The sequence below is a fragment of the Chitiniphilus eburneus genome (assembly GCF_005048205.1).
Lineage (GTDB): Bacteria > Pseudomonadota > Gammaproteobacteria > Burkholderiales > Chitinibacteraceae > Chitiniphilus > Chitiniphilus eburneus.
In genome coordinates this window covers 1-17,612 of sequence record NZ_SUMF01000027.1, presented here as the reverse complement: position 1 = coordinate 17,612, position 17,612 = coordinate 1, and the positions used below count along the sequence as shown (strand labels likewise).

The 17,612-nt window shown below is 65.5% G+C and carries 16 protein-coding genes and 1 CRISPR repeat array; of the genes, 6 read left to right on the top strand and 10 right to left on the bottom strand.

Features of this window, described 5'->3' with window-relative positions:
- Position 1: 1 nt before the first annotated feature.
- The 8 genes from FAZ21_RS16340 to FAZ21_RS16305 form a co-directional block, all read right to left on the bottom strand.
- Entirely contained in the window at positions 2–1,708 is a 1,707-nt protein-coding gene (locus FAZ21_RS16340; protein ID WP_136774516.1) for a thiamine pyrophosphate-dependent enzyme, read from the bottom strand.
- A complete protein-coding gene (locus tag FAZ21_RS16335; RefSeq protein ID WP_136774515.1) occupies positions 1,705–3,027 on the bottom strand; it encodes a hypothetical protein in 1,323 nt (440 codons plus the stop codon). Before FAZ21_RS16335 ends, FAZ21_RS16340 begins: the two co-directional genes overlap by 4 nt.
- Positions 3,024–4,262, bottom strand: coding sequence for a chorismate mutase (locus FAZ21_RS16330; protein WP_136774514.1), 1,239 nt, complete (start codon positions 4,260–4,262; stop codon positions 3,024–3,026). The genes FAZ21_RS16335 and FAZ21_RS16330 overlap by 4 nt, the downstream gene beginning before the upstream one ends.
- Positions 4,259–5,719 carry an aminodeoxychorismate synthase component I gene (gene pabB, locus FAZ21_RS16325; RefSeq protein WP_169307461.1) on the bottom strand — a complete coding sequence of 487 codons (1,461 nt, stop codon included), beginning with the start codon at positions 5,717–5,719 and terminating at the stop codon, positions 4,259–4,261. Before pabB ends, FAZ21_RS16330 begins: the two co-directional genes overlap by 4 nt.
- A gap of 128 nt (positions 5,720–5,847) precedes the next feature.
- Positions 5,848–6,447, bottom strand: a complete 600-nt coding sequence (locus FAZ21_RS16320) for an anthranilate synthase component II (RefSeq protein ID WP_136774512.1) — start codon at positions 6,445–6,447, stop codon at positions 5,848–5,850.
- Between the two features lie 17 nt (positions 6,448–6,464).
- Positions 6,465–7,409: a diiron oxygenase gene (locus FAZ21_RS16315; RefSeq protein WP_136774511.1), complete on the bottom strand. Its 945-nt coding sequence runs from the start codon at positions 7,407–7,409 to the stop codon at positions 6,465–6,467.
- Positions 7,410–7,633: 224 nt separating this feature from the next.
- Entirely contained in the window at positions 7,634–7,843 is a 210-nt protein-coding gene (locus FAZ21_RS16310) for a hypothetical protein (RefSeq protein WP_136774510.1), read from the bottom strand.
- Positions 7,836–8,315 carry a hypothetical protein gene (locus FAZ21_RS16305; RefSeq protein ID WP_136774509.1) on the bottom strand — a complete coding sequence of 160 codons (480 nt, stop codon included), beginning with the start codon at positions 8,313–8,315 and terminating at the stop codon, positions 7,836–7,838. Before FAZ21_RS16305 ends, FAZ21_RS16310 begins: the two co-directional genes overlap by 8 nt.
- A gap of 10 nt (positions 8,316–8,325) precedes the next feature.
- Here FAZ21_RS16305 and FAZ21_RS16300 point away from each other — a divergent pair, with 10 nt between their 5' ends.
- From FAZ21_RS16300 to FAZ21_RS16275, 6 genes are all read left to right on the top strand, one after another.
- On the top strand, positions 8,326–9,351 hold the full coding sequence (locus tag FAZ21_RS16300; RefSeq protein ID WP_136774508.1) for a LacI family DNA-binding transcriptional regulator: 1,026 nt from the start codon (positions 8,326–8,328) through the stop codon (positions 9,349–9,351).
- Positions 9,352–9,606: 255 nt separating this feature from the next.
- Complete coding sequence (locus FAZ21_RS16295) at positions 9,607–11,094, top strand: sugar ABC transporter ATP-binding protein (protein ID WP_136774507.1); 1,488 nt, start codon at positions 9,607–9,609, stop codon at positions 11,092–11,094.
- The gene (locus FAZ21_RS16290) at positions 11,075–12,070 is read left to right on the top strand and encodes an ABC transporter permease (protein WP_136774506.1); all 996 of its coding nucleotides are present in this window, start codon (positions 11,075–11,077) and stop codon (positions 12,068–12,070) included. Before FAZ21_RS16295 ends, FAZ21_RS16290 begins: the two co-directional genes overlap by 20 nt.
- A 150-nt stretch (positions 12,071–12,220) precedes the next feature.
- Positions 12,221–13,174 (top strand): substrate-binding domain-containing protein, encoded by a 954-nt coding sequence (locus FAZ21_RS16285; RefSeq protein ID WP_136774505.1) that lies wholly within the window; start codon positions 12,221–12,223, stop codon positions 13,172–13,174.
- A 98-nt stretch (positions 13,175–13,272) separates the two neighbouring features.
- Entirely contained in the window at positions 13,273–14,325 is a 1,053-nt protein-coding gene (locus FAZ21_RS16280) for a sugar phosphate isomerase/epimerase family protein (RefSeq protein WP_136774504.1), read from the top strand.
- Between the two features lie 111 nt (positions 14,326–14,436).
- Positions 14,437–15,579: a Gfo/Idh/MocA family protein gene (locus tag FAZ21_RS16275; protein WP_136774503.1), complete on the top strand. Its 1,143-nt coding sequence runs from the start codon at positions 14,437–14,439 to the stop codon at positions 15,577–15,579.
- Positions 15,580–15,684: 105 nt separating this feature from the next.
- Positions 15,685–16,386: a CRISPR direct-repeat array (repeat unit 29 nt; unit sequence GTGTTCCCCGCGTGAGCGGGGATGAACCG).
- A 49-nt stretch (positions 16,387–16,435) separates the two neighbouring features.
- On the opposite strand, the gene FAZ21_RS16270 is transcribed toward FAZ21_RS16275, so the two are convergent.
- Both FAZ21_RS16270 and FAZ21_RS16265 read right to left on the bottom strand, forming a co-directional pair.
- Positions 16,436–17,062, bottom strand: a complete 627-nt coding sequence (locus tag FAZ21_RS16270; protein WP_136774502.1) for an NUDIX hydrolase — start codon at positions 17,060–17,062, stop codon at positions 16,436–16,438.
- Positions 17,063–17,087: 25 nt separating this feature from the next.
- A partial coding sequence (locus tag FAZ21_RS16265) for a DNA translocase FtsK (RefSeq protein ID WP_281279786.1) occupies positions 17,088–17,612 on the bottom strand: 525 nt, incomplete at its 5' end.

Below are 17,612 nucleotides of genomic sequence, written 5' to 3'. Positions count from 1 at the left end.
GTCACAGTCGGGGCAGGTGTTGCTGGTTCTTGATGGCGTCGAAGAAGCGCTCGCACAGGTAGGAGCGCTGCGTCGGGTCCACCTGGGCGTCGATCAGCACCGGCTCGTCGCGGGTCAGCGCGTACGCCAGGTGCTCGCGCAACTGGCCGGTGCGGGTGGCGGTCAGGCCGGGTACGCCGTAGCACTGCGCCAGTGCGGCGAAGTCCAGCGCGGCCTGGCGCGTCAGCGATTCGTCGGCGTCATCGGCGGAGAGCGAGGTCCAGCGCTGGTTGTTGAGCACGATGACGATGGGGCTGACGCCGGCCTGCCGCGCGTGCATCAGTTCCTGCCCGGTCATGTGGAAGGCACCGTCGCCCACCAGCACCACGGGGCGGCGGCCGCTGCCCAACTGGTAGCCCAGCGCGCCGGGCACGGCGATGCCCATGCTCATGTAGAGCGAGGAGGTGAGTACGTCGGCGGGGAACATGCCCAACGACATGAAGAAGGCATCGCCGCAATCGACCACCAGCGTGGTGTCCGGGTGCGCGGCGAAGTGGCGGTTCAGTTCGTCGATCACGTGATAGGGCGTGAGTGCCTCATCGTCCGGCGCATCGGTGTCCGGCGCTTCGTGTACCGGCTGCGGCAGCAGGAAGGGCTTCTGCTCGCGCCGCAGGTCGGGCAGACCGCCGTCGCGCGGGCGGGAGATTTCGGCCAGCGCGGTGACGAAATCGGCCGTGGCGGCGGGGTAGGTTTCGCGGCCCACGCGCACCACGCCGTCGTAGGCCTGCACCAGTTGCCCGGCCGGGATGGCGCTGGCGATGCCCATGTTGACATCGGAGTTCGGCTCGCCCAGCAGCAGCAGCGCGTCGCAATCGGCCAGCAGTTCGCGGGTGACCTGCGCTGGCGACGCCGGGCCGGCGTAGACGCCGCGATAGTTGGGGTGGTCGGGCGACAGCGCGATGCGCGACATCGGGCTGGCCACCCACGGCAGCGCCAGCGTTTCGACGATGCGTGTCACGGGCGCGGCCAGGTCGTAGCGCTTGATCTCCAGGCCGGGCACCAGCACCGGCTGGCGCGCGGCGCGCAGCAGGGCCAGCGTGGCGTGCGCGGCATCCCAGGCGGGCTGGCTGTAGGCGGGCGGCGGGGCAGCCAGCCGTGGCGCGGGGGTATAGCGCACCGGGGCCAGGTACAGGTCGCGGGGGATTTCGACGTAGACCGGGCGCGATTGCGCCAGCGCCACGGCCACGGCTTCGCGCAGTTGCGCCAAGGCGCGGTGCGGATCGCTGATCCGTACCTGGTGCGCGGTCACTTCGCGCATCACGCGGTACTGGGTGTCGTCGTCCACCACGGTGTGGTGCAGGAACACCGGCGCGTCGCGTTCGCGCTGGCCGGGGGCGCCGGACAGCACGATCAGCGGCACGCGCTCGACATAGGCCTGGGCGATGCCGTTGGTGGCGTTGAGTACGCCCACGCCGTAGGTGAAGCATACTGCGCCCGGCACGCGCCGGCCCACGGCGTAGCCCAGCGCGGCCAGCGTGGTGCCGTATTCATGGGACATGGTGCGCAGGCTCAGGCCGTCGGTCTGCAACAGTTCGCGCGACAACTGCATGGTGAAGTCGCCGGGGATGCAGAACAGGTCGGCGATGCCCTGTTCCACTAGCACCGCGCCTACCAGGCGCCCCAGTGTCATGTCGCGCGATGCGGCGGCGCCGCCGTCGAAGCGGCTCATTGCAGCGCCTCCCGGTACAGGGTTTGCAGCAGCGCTTCGTCCAGTCCCTGGTCGAAGGAATAGTGCAGCGGGCTCAGCGGGAAGCCACGCAGGAAGTCGGCCACCCGGGCCGCGACGACCGCCGGTTCCACCTTTCGGAAGTGCAGATCGGCGATGAAGCCCGCCACGGCTTCGAAATCGGCTTCGCACATGCCGCGCCGGGTCATGGCCTGCACCCCCACGCGGATGCCATGGATGCCGGGCTTGCCGGGGATTTCGATATTGGTGCTGCGGATGCCGCCGCGATGCAGTGTGTTCATGCACAGGTCGAGCGCCTGTTGCAGGTCGCCCACGGCGAAATGCACCTGGTGGGTTTCGGTAAAACCGAAGTCTTCGCCGGAGACCTCGAAGCCCAGCCGGTGCAGGTGGCCGGCCAGCGCCTTGGCGTTGCGGGCGACCTGCGGCGCGTAGTCGTGGCCGAACGCTTCCATTTCCTTGAACGCCACCCACATTGGCGGCAGCAGTTCGGCGTGGCAGTTGCTTTGCAGGTGCGGGCACAGCCACAGCGAGGTATCGACCAGCAGCGGGTGCTCGGCGGACTTGAACGCGATATAGCCTTTCTGCGGGCCGGGCACGGTCTTGTGCGTGTTGCCATGTACTACGTCGGCGCCGCAATGCAGCGGCGAATCGAACACGCCGCCCATGATCAGGCCGCCGTCGTGGCTCATGTCGTAGGTCAGCGCGCACGAGGGCGGCAGCACCTTGCGAATCTCGGCCAGCGGCTGCCAGCGCAGCTTGAACGATTGATCCAGGATGGCGATGCGGATATGCGGGTTGCGCCGCAGCAGATCGTCCAGCCGTGCCACGTCGATCAGCAGCGTGTGCGGGTCCACCGGCAGGTGGAAGATTTCGATCCCCACTTTTTGCGCCAGCGCTTCCAGCGCGAAATGGCCACCATCGCGGTGGGCGAAGTGGACGAAGCCGTCGCCCGGTTTGCATGCGGCCAGCATCAGTGCCTGCTCGGCGGGCGAGCCGCCGTTGGGCCGCCAGTCGAAGGTGCCGGCGCCCAGCAGCGAGCGGCCCAATGTGTTGAGTTGCTGCGCCAGTTCGCCCATCTGGCCCGATTCGGGGAAATACCACTCGCCCGGCGGCACGTCGAACGGAAACGAGCAGTGGTAGAAGGCGCCGGCGGTGGCGCTGCCGGCCAGCCTTACCAGCGCGCTGGGGTAGTTTTCGTTGGCGGTGAGGCTCAGGCAGTCCGAGCGGTAGCGGTAATCCTTGCCCAGTACCGTGTTCAGCCGGTCGACGACCTGGCGGGCTTGCTGGCTGGCGTGGTTCATTCGTTGACTCCGGCCGACTGGAACGCCGGCGCGCTGCGTTGGAGGAGGGGTTCGCGGGGGCCGCCCACGTGTTCGTATTCGATGTGGCAGGCTTCTTCGATGATCAGGCGGTAGAGCTGCTCGATCAGCTCGCCACGCAGGTGCCAGCGCTGGCCGCGTGTCTTGCAGCGCTGCACCACTTCCAGCACGCGGTTGGGTTGCATCACTGGCGTCTGGCTGGTTTTCTTGAAGTGCGCCACCTGGCCGATCAGCGCCTGGCGCTGGCCCAGCAGGTCGATCAACTGGTCGTCGATGCGGTCGATGGCGGCGCGGAACGCGGGCAGCGTGTCCGGCGCGGGCGGCTGGTTGATGAATTCGAAGATGCGCCGGCTGGTATCCACGTAATCGGGGTGATCCGCGATCAGGTCTTCCTTCAGCGCGGTGAGCGCGGTGTGGAAGCCCGCGTGGTCGTCGCTGGCAACGCCATCGTCCAGCGTGGCCAGCGCGTTCAGCAGGCGGCGGCGCGCGTCGGCGGAGCAGGGGTTGTCGGCCTGGATTTCCCAGTACACGTCGGGGTGGTTCTGCGTCATCCGCGCCAGCAGGGCCAGCATCACGCGGAATGGCGGCGGCGCCAGCCGCAGCAGCGCATCCAGTGCCAGCGGCGAGCGGGCCAGCGTCTGGCCGAAGGCCAGCACGGCGGAATGCCCCACCGTTTGCAGCATGGCCATCGCTTCATCGTGTTGCGCCGGTGTCAGTGTCACCACGTCCAGCCGCCATTGCCGCAGCAGATCGATGAAGGCGTCGGCCAGCGGCGCGTCGCGATACGGCACCGCCGCCAGCGGCCGGCCGGCCGGGTCCAGGTCGCCGGAGAACATGGGATTGATGCCCAGCACCGCCTGCGTGGTCGGCTGGTCGGCCAGCCATGCGGCGAACGGGCTCTTGATCGATAACGTTTCCACCAGTAGCGCGTCGGCCGGCAGGTGGGGCAGCAGTTGCGGCAGCGCCTGGGTCAGCACGTGTTGCGATACCGCCAGCACCAGGATGCGGGTTTCGCCCAGCACCTGCCGCAACGCGGCGTCGGGGCGGGTGGCGTCGGCCTGGAGCACGGTGACGTTGGCCGGCGCCGCGTCGGCGCGGGCGAGGTCGATACCGGTCACGCGAAAGCCGCTACTGGCCAGTTGCCGCGCCAGCATCGCGCCGATGGAGCCGTGGACGCCCACCACCAGGGCGCGGCTACCGGGAGGGAAGGCGTTCATGCGCGCACCTCGCGCAGCCGTTCCACCGCTTCCACCACGCCGCGCGCCTTGACCATGGTTTCGGCGAACTCGCTTTCGGGGTCGGAGAGCGCGGTGATGGCGCCGCCGACGCCGAAGCGCGCGTGGCCTTTGTCCACCGTCACAGAGCGGATGACGATATTGAAGTCGCAGGCGCCGCACAGGCCGAACCAGCCCAGCGCACCGGAGTACGAACCGCGCGGGCCCTGTTCCAGCCGGTCGATGATTTCCATGGTGCGTTTCTTCGGCGCGCCGGTCATCGAGCCGCCGGGGAACACGGCGCGTACGCAGTCCACCGTGGAGACGCCGGGCTTGAGCTGGCCGCGGATGGTGGATACCAGTTGGTGCACGTGCGAGTAGCTTTCCACATCGAACAGCCGGGGCACGTGCACCGAACGCAGGTTGCAGACCTGGCCCAGATCGTTGCGCAGCAGGTCGACGATCATCAGGTTTTCCGCGCGGTCCTTTTCGTCGCCGAGCAGGTTGTCCATCTGCTGGCGGTCTTCGTCCGGCGTGCGCCCGCGTGGGCGGGTGCCTTTGATCGGCTTGGCCTCGGCCTGGCCTTGCGCGTCCACGCTGAGGAAGCGTTCCGGCGATGAGCTGACCAGGTGGAAGTCGCCGACGTTGAAGTAGCCGGCGTGCGGCGCGGGCGTGAGCTGGCGCATCACGCAATACAGGTCGAACGACGATTCGGCGAAGGGAAATTCGATGATGTTGGTCAGGCAGACTTCGTAGCTTTCGCCGTTGACGATCTCGCCCAGCGCCTGCTGGATCTTGTCGAGATAGGCGGGCTTGGGATGGCGGATCGCCGCATGGTCGGCGATCCAGCGTTCCACGTCGGGCAAGGTCATGCGGCTGCCCTGCGGGGTGGCCGGCGCGGCGGCGCCCGCCATGCCCAGCCGTGCGGCCACATCGTCGAACCAGCCGTGGGCGTCGGCGCGGTCGGCCTCGTCGGCGATCAGGTGCAGCAGATGGCAGCGCTGCTCGGCGTGGTCGAAGGCGATGAGGCGGGTGGCGAACAGGAACACCGCGTCCGGCGTGTCGGCGCGGTGTGCCTTGTTGCCGATGGTTTCGCCCTTCAGCTCGTAGCCCAGCAGGCCGACGTAGCCGAGGTTGAAGGCGAACGGCAGGTCGGCGGGCAGTTCGGTGCGAAATTGCTGCAACCGCGCCTTCAGCAGTTCGAACACGCTGGGGGTATGCACCACCGCGCGCTCGCCGCCGTGCTCGATCACGGCCAGGCCGTCGTCGATCGAGTAGGCAATGGTTTCGCCGAAGCGTCCAGCCGCATCGCCCATGAAGGAAAAGCGCGAAAAGCCGGGGCGCACCACGCTGCTTTCCAGGAAGAACTTGCTCGGCGCGTGCAGGAATTCCTGCTTGAACACCTGGAGCGGATCGGGACAGCAATCCAGGGTTCGGACTTCAATCTGAAATAGGCTCACCGCCGACTCCTTGTATGTGAAGACACAGCAACGTGAAGGCCGCGCGGGCGAGGGCGCGTCCCCGAAAGGCGGAAAAACGGCGCGGCGGGCCGGCGCTCCGGCTGGCCGGGCACACGCGCGGCGCTCGCTCAGGCATGGCGTTCGTGCCGGGCGTGGCGCACGGCGATGTCGCGGAAGTTGCTCAGCAGGTCGAGCCCGGCGTCGGTGCAGATCGATTCGGGATGGAACTGGATGCCGTACAGCGGCCGTTCGGTGTGGCGGATGCCATGGATCATGCCGTCCGCGCCCCAGGCGGTGAGAGCGAACGGCGGCTTGAGCGCTTTCACTACCAGCGAGTGGTAGCGCACCACCGGCAGATCGGGTGGCAGGCCCTTGAACACGCCTTCGTCGTTGTGGCGGATCACGCTGACGCGGCCGTGTACCGGCTCGGGCGCATGCACCACGTCCATGCCGTGCAGGTGCGCCATGCACTGGTGGCCCAGGCACACGCCCAGTACCGGGATGCGGCTGTGGCGGATGACCTCCGCACTGATGCCCACGTCGGCCGCCCGCGCCGGGGTGCCGGGGCCAGGCGAGACGATCACGCAGTCGTAATCGTCGAGCCGCAGGCCGTCCCAACTGGCGGTATTGAGCACCACTGTGGGTTCTTCGCCGCAGACCTCGCCCATGTATTGGTAAAGGTTGTAGGTAAACGAATCGAAATTATCGACAATAAGCGTTTTGCACATGGCAATTCCCCGGTGAATCAGGCAGCGTCGCTGGCGTGGGCCGTCGCGGTTGTATTGGTATCCGGCTCGCGAACGCCAATCTGCTTGAGCAGCCGGTCGAGGCGGATTCTGGTCTTTTGCGTCAATTGCCGATGCAGGTCGATGAATTCGCTTTCAGATTCGGCGATGATCTGTTCGATCTGCTGCGGCGTGAACTTGCAGGCACGCAGGATTCGCCGCTCGAATTGCCGCGTGGTATCGGTGCCGAGGAAGTCTTCGAGGTAATCCGGCATCATCTGCGTGAATTGATCACGCGTGGCCTGGGGTAATTGCGTCCAGCGTTTTTTCATCAGGTCGGCGAAATAGCCTGAATGACGGCCTTCGTCGCGCGTGTGATCCATCATCAGCGTGGTGAAGGTCTGTGCCAGGCCCTTGTCGCGCCCCAGGGTGGCGATTTCCTCGGTCAGCACGTTCTCCGCCAGCGTGACCGCCAGCAACTGGAAATCCGGGCGCATGGCCGGCGGCAGGGTTGCGCTGGCGCGGGCAGCAGCGTCGAGCTTGTGGTTCGATTCGGGCACCTGGAGCGGGGTGATGCCGCTCTGGTGCTGCATCTGCATGATGTAGTCGAGCGCGACGTGGGCGTGGTAGCCCTCATCGATGATCACGGTCAGCGCCTGCAACTTGTCGAATTCGCCGATGCCGGGAATCTGGTTGTGCAGCAGGTCCAGGCTGCACTGGATGACGAACTTGGTTTCCAGCAGGCCCACGCCGTAGAGGAACTGGTAGGCGGCTTGCGCCAGGATGAACGCCCGCGTGGCCTGGCCACGCTCCAGCACCAGCGGGTGCTCGCACACCGCGCAGCGCGCCAGCGGGTAGATCAGTTCCTCGTCGGAATAGTCGGGAACGATGATGCGTGGCGTATAGCGAACCGTGGCGCGCTGGTACCACTGCGCGGTGATCTCGTTCTGCTCGGCGATCAGCATGGTTACTCCTTGCTCGGGGTGGGGTGCGGGCCGCCTGGCGGCGCCGGTTGCCCCGGGGCCATCGCGTTGACGCGGATCGGCCCGGTTGAACGATAGGGATTGCGCGATATTGGCCAGCGGTATTTGACGCGCCGGATATCAATCGCCATTGCAATTTGATGACGAATTGGACCCGCGACGATTCGTCCCGCCCAGCGGCACGGGATGAATGAGATGACGTTGATTCAATTCGGGCTGATTTGTTTTTGGTCAAACCCGGCTTTCGCCGTTTTTGACATCATGTGTTGCTTATTGAGTGGTGTTGCGAAAGCTGCGGAATTAAAGGCGGGATGGGTGGGGGCTGTAACCTGATAAAAATAAGGGGTGACAAGATCGGTAAATACCGGTGATAGCATTGCCATGATCCAGACAAGTAAGGCTTTATTTTTATTCATGCTGTTCAAATTGCAACAATTGCCCATATTGCCCAGCCGACGGAATTGAATACGAACAACGATGTATTTGGTTGCCGGCAATTGCACGAATGCGCCAGGCCGTGCAATGGCGTACGGATTGCCGAATTGGCAGCCCGCCCATGCGGTGCCCGAAGACCGATATGACCCGATCGTCGGCACCTGTCGGGGGCGTGGCGGCAGGGCGGTATGTGACCGCAGCAAGACGCGGCTGAAAGAAAATCGCCGCTGCGGGATGTATCTCGGGCGGCAGAACAGCCCCGCCTGACACGGTGCGGGTGGCCGGCTGCTCCCGACATGGCGCGGCGTGCATTCCTGCCCTCGGCGGCCACGGTGAGATGGTTTTCGTGGCGCTTTCTTTACCGCACCGCATCATTTGTAGTGCGTTGCAGCAAACTACATTTTTCTTGATTAATCGCAAAAACGCATACACGATGTAATCGATTACATTCATGGTGCGCCTCATGCCTCGTCCTGGTGCGGCTTCCGCCGAAGCCGGCAATGTCTCGATCGCCGCCGTGGCCCGGCAGGCCGGCGTATCGGTGGCCACCGTATCGCGTGTGCTGAACGGGCAGGCGGTGGTCAAGGCCGAAACGCGCGACAAGGTGATGGCTGCCGTCGAGGTGCTGGGCTACCGGATGAACCACTTGGCGCGCAACCTGCGTACGGCGGCCAGCCGCCTGTTGCTGACCATGGTGCCGGACGTGGGCAACCCGTTCTACGCGGAGATCGTGCGCGGTATCGACAGTGTGGCGCGGCAGCATGGTTACTTCGTGCTGCTGTGCGATACCGGTGCCGATCCAGGACGCGAGCGCAGTTATTTCGACCTGCTGCGCACCCGCCGTGCCGATGGCGCCATCTGCCTGGATCCGGACACCGTGCAGCACGCGCTGGCCGAGGAATCGGCGTCGCTGCCGTGGGTGGCGTGCTGCGAGTTCGACCCCGCCGTGCCGGTGCCCTACGTGGGCATCGACAACCGCGCGGCGGCGGCGGAGGCGGTGAATCACCTGTTGGCGCAGGGGCACCGCGATATCGCGTTGATCAATTCGGACGAACGCTTTCTCTATGCGCGGCAACGCCGGCAGGGTTATCGCGATGCGCTGGCCGATGCCGGGTTGCGCCTGCACCCGGAATGGCAGTTGACCGTGCAGAGCCTGGATTTCGCCGCCGGCGCGGCGGCGGCGGCGCAACTGATGGCGCTGCCGGAACCGCCGACGGCGATCTTCGCAGTGTCCGACACACTGGCGATCGGCGTGCTGCGCGGCCTGCGCGATGTGGGGCGCCGCGTGCCGGACGACGTGGCGGTTATCGGCTTCGACGACATTGCCATCGCGGCGCAGATCGACCCGCCGCTGACCACCATCCTGCAACCGATGCGTGAACTGGGCGAAACCGCCGCCCGCCTGCTGTTGCAACGGCTGGCGGAGCCTGGCGCGGTGGTGCCCGGCATGCTGCTGCCGCATCGGTTGATCCGTAGAGCGAGTGGATGAGTGCCTTGCGATCCTTTCGCTGCGGCGCAGGGCCGGAAAGGCCTGGCACAAGGACGAAGGCAACAACCGGTTGTTTCCCAGGAGCACAACGCAGTGGATGACCTTTTTCTGGTCCGACCCGATGCGGCCCGGCCTGCCGGGCTCGGGGCATTACCCGTGGATAGGGGCGTGACAAGCTGGGCGCGATGTTCATACCGCAGTGCATCTTGCGCCTTGCCGCGCGCTGTCGCGAAAAGACCATGAGGAGGCTCTGAAATGAGCCTGTCGGTGCAATTTGAAGACCTGACCAAGGATTTCGGCCCGGTGCGCGTGCTGCATGGCGTGAGTTTCGAGCTGGCGCCGGGCAAGGTCTACGGCCTGCTGGGCGAGAACGGTGCGGGTAAATCCACGCTGATGAAGATCCTGGCCGGCTACGAGGCCGCCAGCGCGGGCGAGGTGCGTATCGACGGCGAGGCGCGGCGCTTTGACAGTTCGCGCCAGGCCGAGACGGCCGGCATCGTGCTGATCCACCAGGAGTTCAACCTGGCCGAGCACCTGACCATCGCGCAGAACATCTTTCTCGGCCACGAAAAGAAAAAGGGTTGGTTGCTCGACGATGCCGCAATGCGCGCCGAAGCCGCGCGCAACCTGCAACTGGTGGGGCTACAGGCGGACCCGGATACGCCGGTGCGGCAGTTGATCGTGGCCGAGAAGCAACTGGTGGAGATCGCCAAGGCGCTGTCGCGCCACGCCCGGCTGCTGATCATGGACGAGCCCACCGCCACGCTCACGCCGGGCGAGACACAACGGCTGTTCGCGCTGATCGCCCGGCTGAAGGCGGAGGGTGTCACCATCGTCTACATCTCGCACAAGCTGGACGAAGTGGAGCGCGTGACCGACGAGGTAGTGGTGATGCGCGATGGCCGCTTCGTGGCGCGGGCAGCCACGGCCGAGGTCGATCGGCGGCAGATGGCCAATCTGATGGTGGGGCGCGACGTGTCCGACATGTTCCCCGACAAGCAGCCGCCCGCGCCGGATGCGCCCAGTGCGCTGAAGGTCAGCGGCCTGACCGTGCCCGGCTGGGCCGAGGACCTGAGCTTCGAGGTGCGCGAGGGCGAAATCCTGGGCTTTGCCGGGCTGGTCGGCGCGGGGCGTACCGAAGCGTTCGAAGCGGTGATCGGCCTGCGGCCGCGCACGGCGGGGCGGATTGAGCTGGCCGGCCAGCCGGTGGACCTGCGCAATCCACGCCAGGCGATGCGGCACGGTATCACCTACCTGAGCGAAGACCGCAAGGGCAAGGGGCTGCACGTTGACCTGGGCCTGCGCGACAACCTGACCCTGATGGTGCTGGAACGCTATGCCCAGCCATGGCTGCGGCTGGATCGCGAGCGCGACGCGCTGGCGCACGCCGTGGCCGAGTTCGGCATCCGCACCGGCGACCATGCCAGCAAGGCACGGATGCTGTCGGGCGGCAACCAGCAGAAGCTGGCGCTGGCCAAGTTCCTGCACCCTGATCCGCGCGTGATCGTGCTGGACGAGCCCACGCGCGGCGTGGACGTCGGCGCCAAGCGCGACATCTATTTCCTGATCCGGCGGCTGGCGGCCGAGGGCCGCGCCGTGATCGTGATTTCCAGCGAACTGATCGAGCTGATCGGCCTGTGCCACCGCGTGGCGGTGATGCGCGCCGGCCACTTGCAGGCCACGCTCGGCCTCGAACGCCTGACCGAAGAGGAACTGATTGCCCATGCAACCGGAACGCACTGAATCCCCCAACGTGTCGCGCCGATGGCGCACGGCGCTGAGCGGGCTGGGGCCCATTCTCGGCCTGATCGCGCTGTGCATCGCCGGCACCTTGCTGAACCCGGATTTCGCCACGGTCGACAATCTGATGAACGTGCTCACCCGCACCGCGTTCATCGGCATCATCGCGGTGGGCATGACCTTCGTCATCATGTCCGGCGGCATTGATCTGTCGGTGGGGTCGATGGCGGCGTTGATCGCCGGCAGCATGATCCTGTTCATGAACAGCCTGGGCGCGGGCGGCCATCCGGCCACGCTGGTGGTGGCGCTGGGCATGGGACTATCGCTGGTGCTGGGCGCCGCTTTCGGCTGCGCGCACGGCCTGTTGATCACCAAAGGCCGGGTGGAGCCCTTCATCGTCACGCTCGGTACGCTGGGCATCTTTCGCGCGTTTCTCACCTGGTTCGCCGATGGCGGCGCGCTGACGCTGGATGGCGAACTATCCGACCGCTACAGCCCCGTCTACTACGCCAGCCTGCTGGGCGTGCCGATCCCCGTGTGGATCTTCGCCGCGGTGGCCGTGGCCGGCGGCGTGCTGCTCAACCGTACCGCCTTCGGCCGCCACGTGCAGGCGATAGGCTCCAACGAGCAGGTGGCGCGCTATGCCGCCATCCGCGTCGATCTGGTGAAAGTACTGACCTACATGCTGCTGGGCCTGTGCGTGGGCATCGCCACGCTGTTGTACGTACCGCGCCTGGGCTCGGCGTCGCCGACCACTGGTCTGTTGTGGGAGCTGGAAGCCATCGCCGCCGTCGTCGTTGGCGGCACCGCGCTCAAGGGCGGGGAAGGGCGGCTGGTGGGTACTGTGGTCGGCGCCATCCTGCTGTCGGTGATCAGCAACATCCTCAACCTCACCAGCATCATCAGCGTGTACCTGAACGCCGCGGTGCAGGGCGGCGTGATCATCGTCGTGGCCTTCCTGCAACGGGGGCGGCGGTGAACCGGAATGTGAGGAGTGAGGGGTGAGGTGTAAAGGCAACGTCAAAAGCCGGATGCCGTAGTTGTTGCCTTTGCCGTTACCCCTCACGCCTCACCCAAAAAACACCCACGGGCGGGGGTTGGGCTGCCCATACATCACGGAGACAACACCATGAAAAGCTTGATTCGCGTAGTGGGTGCCGGGGTACTGGCGCTCTCCGCCTGCACCATCTTCGCGGCGGAAAAAGTGACCCTGGGCGTGGCGATCCCCACCGCCACCCACGGCTTCACCGGCGGTATCGTCTGGTGGGCCAACCAGGCCAAAAAGGATCTGGAAAAAGCGCATCCGGGCCTGAAGATCATCGTCAAGACGGCCGGCTCCGCACCGGAGCAGGCCAATCAGTTGCAGGATCTGCTTACCGTGAACAAGATCAATGCGCTGGTGATCTTCCCGTTCGAATCGGCATCGCTGACCAAGCCCGTGGCGCAGGTGAAGGGTAAAGGCGTCTACGTGACCGTGGTCGATCGCGGTCTGACCGATACCAGCGCGCAGGATGCCTACGTCGCCGGCGACAACACCGCCTTCGGTAAGCTGCCGGCCGAATACCTGGCCAAGCGGCTGAACGGCAAGGGCAACATCGTGATGCTGCGCGGCATGCCCACCACGCTGGACAACGAGCGCTACAACGCCTTCATGGGCGTGATGAAGCAGCACCCGGACATCAAGGTACTGGATGCCAAGTACGGCAACTGGAACCGCGATGATGCTTTCAAGGTGACGCAGGACTACCTCACCCGCTTCAAGCAGATCGACGCCGTCTGGGCGGCCGACGACGACATGGCGGTAGGCGTGCTCAAGGCCATCGACCAGGCCAAGCGTACCGACATCAAGGAAGTATTCGGCGGCGCCGGTGCCAAGGGCATGGTCAAGACCATCCTCGACGGCAAGGACAAGCGCATCCAGGCCGACGTGTCGTACTCGCCCAAGTTCATCTACGACGCGATCAAGCTCACCGCCGAAGCGCGGCTGAAAGGTGAAAAACTGCCGGCGACCACCATCATTCCGTCGGTGCTGATCACCAAGGAAAACGCCAAGCAGTTCTACTTCCCGGATTCGCCGTTTTGAGCGGGTGAGGGGTGAGGTGTAAAACCCGCAGCGCCAGCCTGTGTTGCTTTTGCTTTTGACCTTGCACCTCACTCCTCACTCCTCACAGGAGTTACACCATGCAAACCATCAAAGGGCCGGCGGTGTTCCTGGCCCAGTTCGTCGGCGATGCCGCGCCGTTCGATACGCTGGACGGCTTGGCCGGTTGGGCGGCGGGGCTCGGGTTCCGGGGCATCCAGGTGCCGACCAACGACCCCCGACTGTTTGACGTGGCGCTGGCCGCGCGCAGCCAGGGTTACTGCGATGAAGTCGCTGGCCGCGTTGCCGCGCACGGGCTGGCGATCACCGAACTATCCACCCACCTGCAAGGGCAACTGGTGGCGGTGCACCCGGCCTACGATGCGCTGTTCGACGGCTTTGCCGCCCCCGAAGTACGTGGTAACCCGTCGGCGCGGACCGAGTGGGCGATCAGCCAGGTGATCGCCGCCGCCGAAGCCTCGCGCCGCCTGGGGCTGACCGCGCACGTCACATTCTCGGGTGCGCTGGCATGGCCATACCTGTACCCCTGGCCACAACGCCCGGCCGGGCTGGTGGATGCCGCCTTCGCCGAACTCGCCAAACGCTGGCGGCCGATCCTGGATGCTTTCGACGCGGCTGGCGTGGATCTCTGCTACGAACTGCATCCCGGTGAGGACCTGCACGACGGCATCACCTTCGAACGCTTCCTCGCCGCAGTGGGCGATCACCCGCGCGCCTGCATCCTTTACGACCCCAGCCACTTCATATTGCAGCAACTCGACTACCTGGCGTTCATCGACCGTTACCACGCCCGCATCAAGGCCTTCCACGTGAAGGACGCCGAGTTCTGCCCCGACGGCCGTCAGGGCGTTTATGGCGGTTACAGCGATTGGGCCGAACGCGCCGGGCGCTTTCGCTCACTGGGCGACGGCCAGATCGACTTCGGCGCGATCTTCTCAAAAATGGCGCAGTACGACTTTCCCGGCTGGGCTGTGCTGGAATGGGAGTGCGCGCTGAAGCACCCGCAGGACGGCGCACTGGAAGGCGCGGATTTCATCCGCCGCCACATCATCCGCGTGGCCGAACACGCCTTTGACGACTTTGCAGGCAGCAGCATCGATTCAAAACAGATCGACGCCTTGTTGGGGCTGTAGGGGATGTAAAACGGCTTCGGGGTGTGCCACACGCCTTTGGGCTGGCCGGCTCCCGTGCTCAAAGAACCCCGTTTCACCTTCTCGTATTTGAAGTTTCTCCGGAGAACCGACATGAATCGACGTCTGCGCCTGGGGATGGTTGGCGGCGGGCAGGGCGCCTTCATCGGCGCGGTGCATCGCCTCGCCGCGCGTTTGGACGACTGCTACGAACTGGTTGCGGGCGCCTTGTCGTCCGACCCCGCGCGCGCCGCCGCCAGCGCCTCCGATCTGCGGCTGGACCCCGCCCGCAGCTATGGCGACTACCGCGAAATGGCCCGTGCCGAGGCTGCGCGCGATGACGGTATCGACGTGGTCGCCATCGTCACCCCCAACCACCTGCACGCAGCGGTTGCCACGGCATTTCTCGAAGCGGGCATTCATGTCATCTGCGACAAACCGCTGGCGATCTCACTGGCCGAAGGCGAGGCAATGGCTGCGCTGGCAAGGCGGAAACAGCGCTTGTTCGCGTTGACATACACCTACTCCGGCTACCCCATGGTGCGCCACGCGCGCGAACTGGTCGCCAATGGCGAACTGGGCGATCTCCGCTACATCCAGGTGGAATACCTTCAGGACTGGCTGGCCGAGCCAGTGGAAAGCACCGGCAACAAACAGGCCGGCTGGCGCACCGACCCCGCCCTGGCCGGCCCGGCCGGCTGCCTGGGCGATATCGGCACCCACGCCTACCACCTGGCCTGCTTTGTCACCGGCCTGACCCCCAGCGAGCTGGCCGCCGAAACCCACACCTTCGTCCCCGGCCGGCAGGTGGACGACCACGTGCAGGCGATGCTGCGCTACCCCAACGGCGCGCGCGGCCTGCTGGTCGCCAGCCAGATCGCCAGCGGCGAGGAAAACGCCCTCAACCTGCGCGTCCACGGCACCCGCGCCAGCCTGCGCTTCAGCCAGGAATCACCCAACGAACTGTGGTTCACCCCGCAAGGCGGCGAAACCACCCGCCTGACCCGAGGCCGTGTAGAGGGTGCCGCAGCCGCCCACGCCACCCGCGTCCCCGCCGGCCATCCCGAAGGCTACCTGGAAGCCTTCGCCCAGCTCTACCGTGACGCTGCATTGCAAATCACAGCCCAACAAACCAACACCCCACCGCCGTCCGAGTCGTTGGCGTTGACGACGGTGGATGACGGGGTGGCGGGGTTAAGATTCATCGACGCGGTACTGGCGAGTCAGGCGGGTGGGAATGCTTGGATCAAGCTGTGAGCGGTGGAACTTGAAGCATGGTGGAGAGCCTGTCGATCGGCTTGTAAGGTTGGTGGCTTGAGCCCGACCGGATTTCGCTCGCTGAATCAATATGTTGTAATTGGTGTGTTCCCCGCGTGAGCGGGGATGAACCGGTGAAAATGACGCTCGCAATTGCAACTGATTCGTGTTCCCCGCGTGAGCGGGGATGAACCGCCCCTTGGAAATTCCCCACACCATTTTCACAAGTGTTCCCCGCGTGAGCGGGGATGAACCGCGAGGGGTGGCTTTAGACGTTCCGTCCGCGTTGTGTTCCCCGCGTGAGCGGGGATGAACCGGTGTATTTGGACGAAATGGAACAGCTACTTGAAGTGTTCCCCGCGTGAGCGGGGATGAACCGGGACTAGGGCAGGGCTACGTGCCGCCGTGCTACGTGTTCCCCGCGTGAGCGGGGATGAACCGAATTTAAGCCGGCTACAGGTTGGTATCGAACCGTGTTCCCCGCGTGAGCGGGGATGAACCGGCCGCCGGGGCGTTGCCGAGCAGCAACTGCGCGTGTTCCCCGCGTGAGCGGGGATGAACCGCCGACCACAGCGAAAACACCAAACAACACCACGTGTTCCCCGCGTGAGCGGGGATGAACCGGTGCGAGGACCACGTCCAGGTGCGCGGGCCACGTGTTCCCCGCGTGAGCGGGGATGAACCGCCCGGCTCGGCCTGACGTTCGCCGCCAGCGCTGTGTTCCCCGCGTGAGCGGGGATGAACCGACTTTCAATGCAGCGTCACGCACCAAGCTCGAGTGTTCCCCGCGTGAGCGGGAATGTGTCGCGATCGAAGCATCATCGTTCACACCTGCCTGGTATTTGAAGGTGTTGCATCAATCGAATGCGGCGGCCATGTTTCCCGCCGCTACTTGCGCGTACAGATACCGGATTTGTTCCGTCAGTACCCGGTGCGTCGAGAGTTCCGGCAGGGCCGTGGGGGCGTAAAAACCGGCGGCGGTGGTTTCGCTGGTTTGTTGCAGTAGTTCCCCGCCGTGGCTGTCGCACAGGAAAAACGCCTTCAGCGCGTGTGGCAGTTGCGGGGGATGGGCGTGTTTGTGTTTGTCCAGCAGGGCGAGTAGCCGGGTCGGGCGTACCGATAACCCGGTTTCCTCGCGCACTTCGCGTACCACGGCATCGGCGGGGGATTCGCCGATGTCGCACCAGCCGCCTGGCAAGGTCCACAGGCCGTCGCTGGCTTCGCGCACCAGCAGCACATGTTGATTGCTGTCGAGGATCAGCGCACGCACGTCCAGCTTGGGGGTGGGGTAGTGGCTGTCCAGGTCGATCCAGTTCTGGATGCGGGTCACGGGTTGGCCGGTGTCGGTGGCCAGCAGGGCGGCGGTTGCCTGCTGCAATGCGCGAAAGCGTTCGATGTCGAAGCGGTCGGTGGAATAGGTCAGGCCCGCCTGGGCGGTGGCGAGGATCTGTTCCAGGAATTGGCTCAGCGTTTTTTCATCCACGGTGCAATCCTCGTGAACGGGGCCGTCATTCTCCGGCCGGTACCAACACGGTGCGGTTGCCGTTGGTTTCCATCGGGCTGACCAGTCCGGCGGTCTCCATCTGTTCGATCAGGCGCGCGGCGCGGTTGTAGCCGATCCGTAGCTGGCGCTGCACCGATGAGATCGACGCGCGACGGCTCTTGATGACGAACGCTACCGCTTCGTCGTAAAGCGGGTCGGCCTCGGCGTCCTGCTCGCTGCCGCCGGCAAGGCCCGCAGCGGCGGCTTCGGCGTCGAAACCGCCGCCCAGCACGCCTTCCACGTAATCGGGTTCGCCGAACTGCTTGAGGTATTCCACCACGCGATGTACCTCATCGTCGGCGCAGAACGCCCCATGCACCCGCTGCGGATAGCCGGTGCCCGGCGGCAGGAACAGCATGTCGCCCTGGCCTAGCAGCGCCTCCGCACCCATCTGGTCCAGGATGGTGCGGCTATCCACCTTGCTCGATACCTGGAACGCGATCCGCGTCGGGATATTGGCCTTGATCAGCCCGGTGATCACGTCCACCGA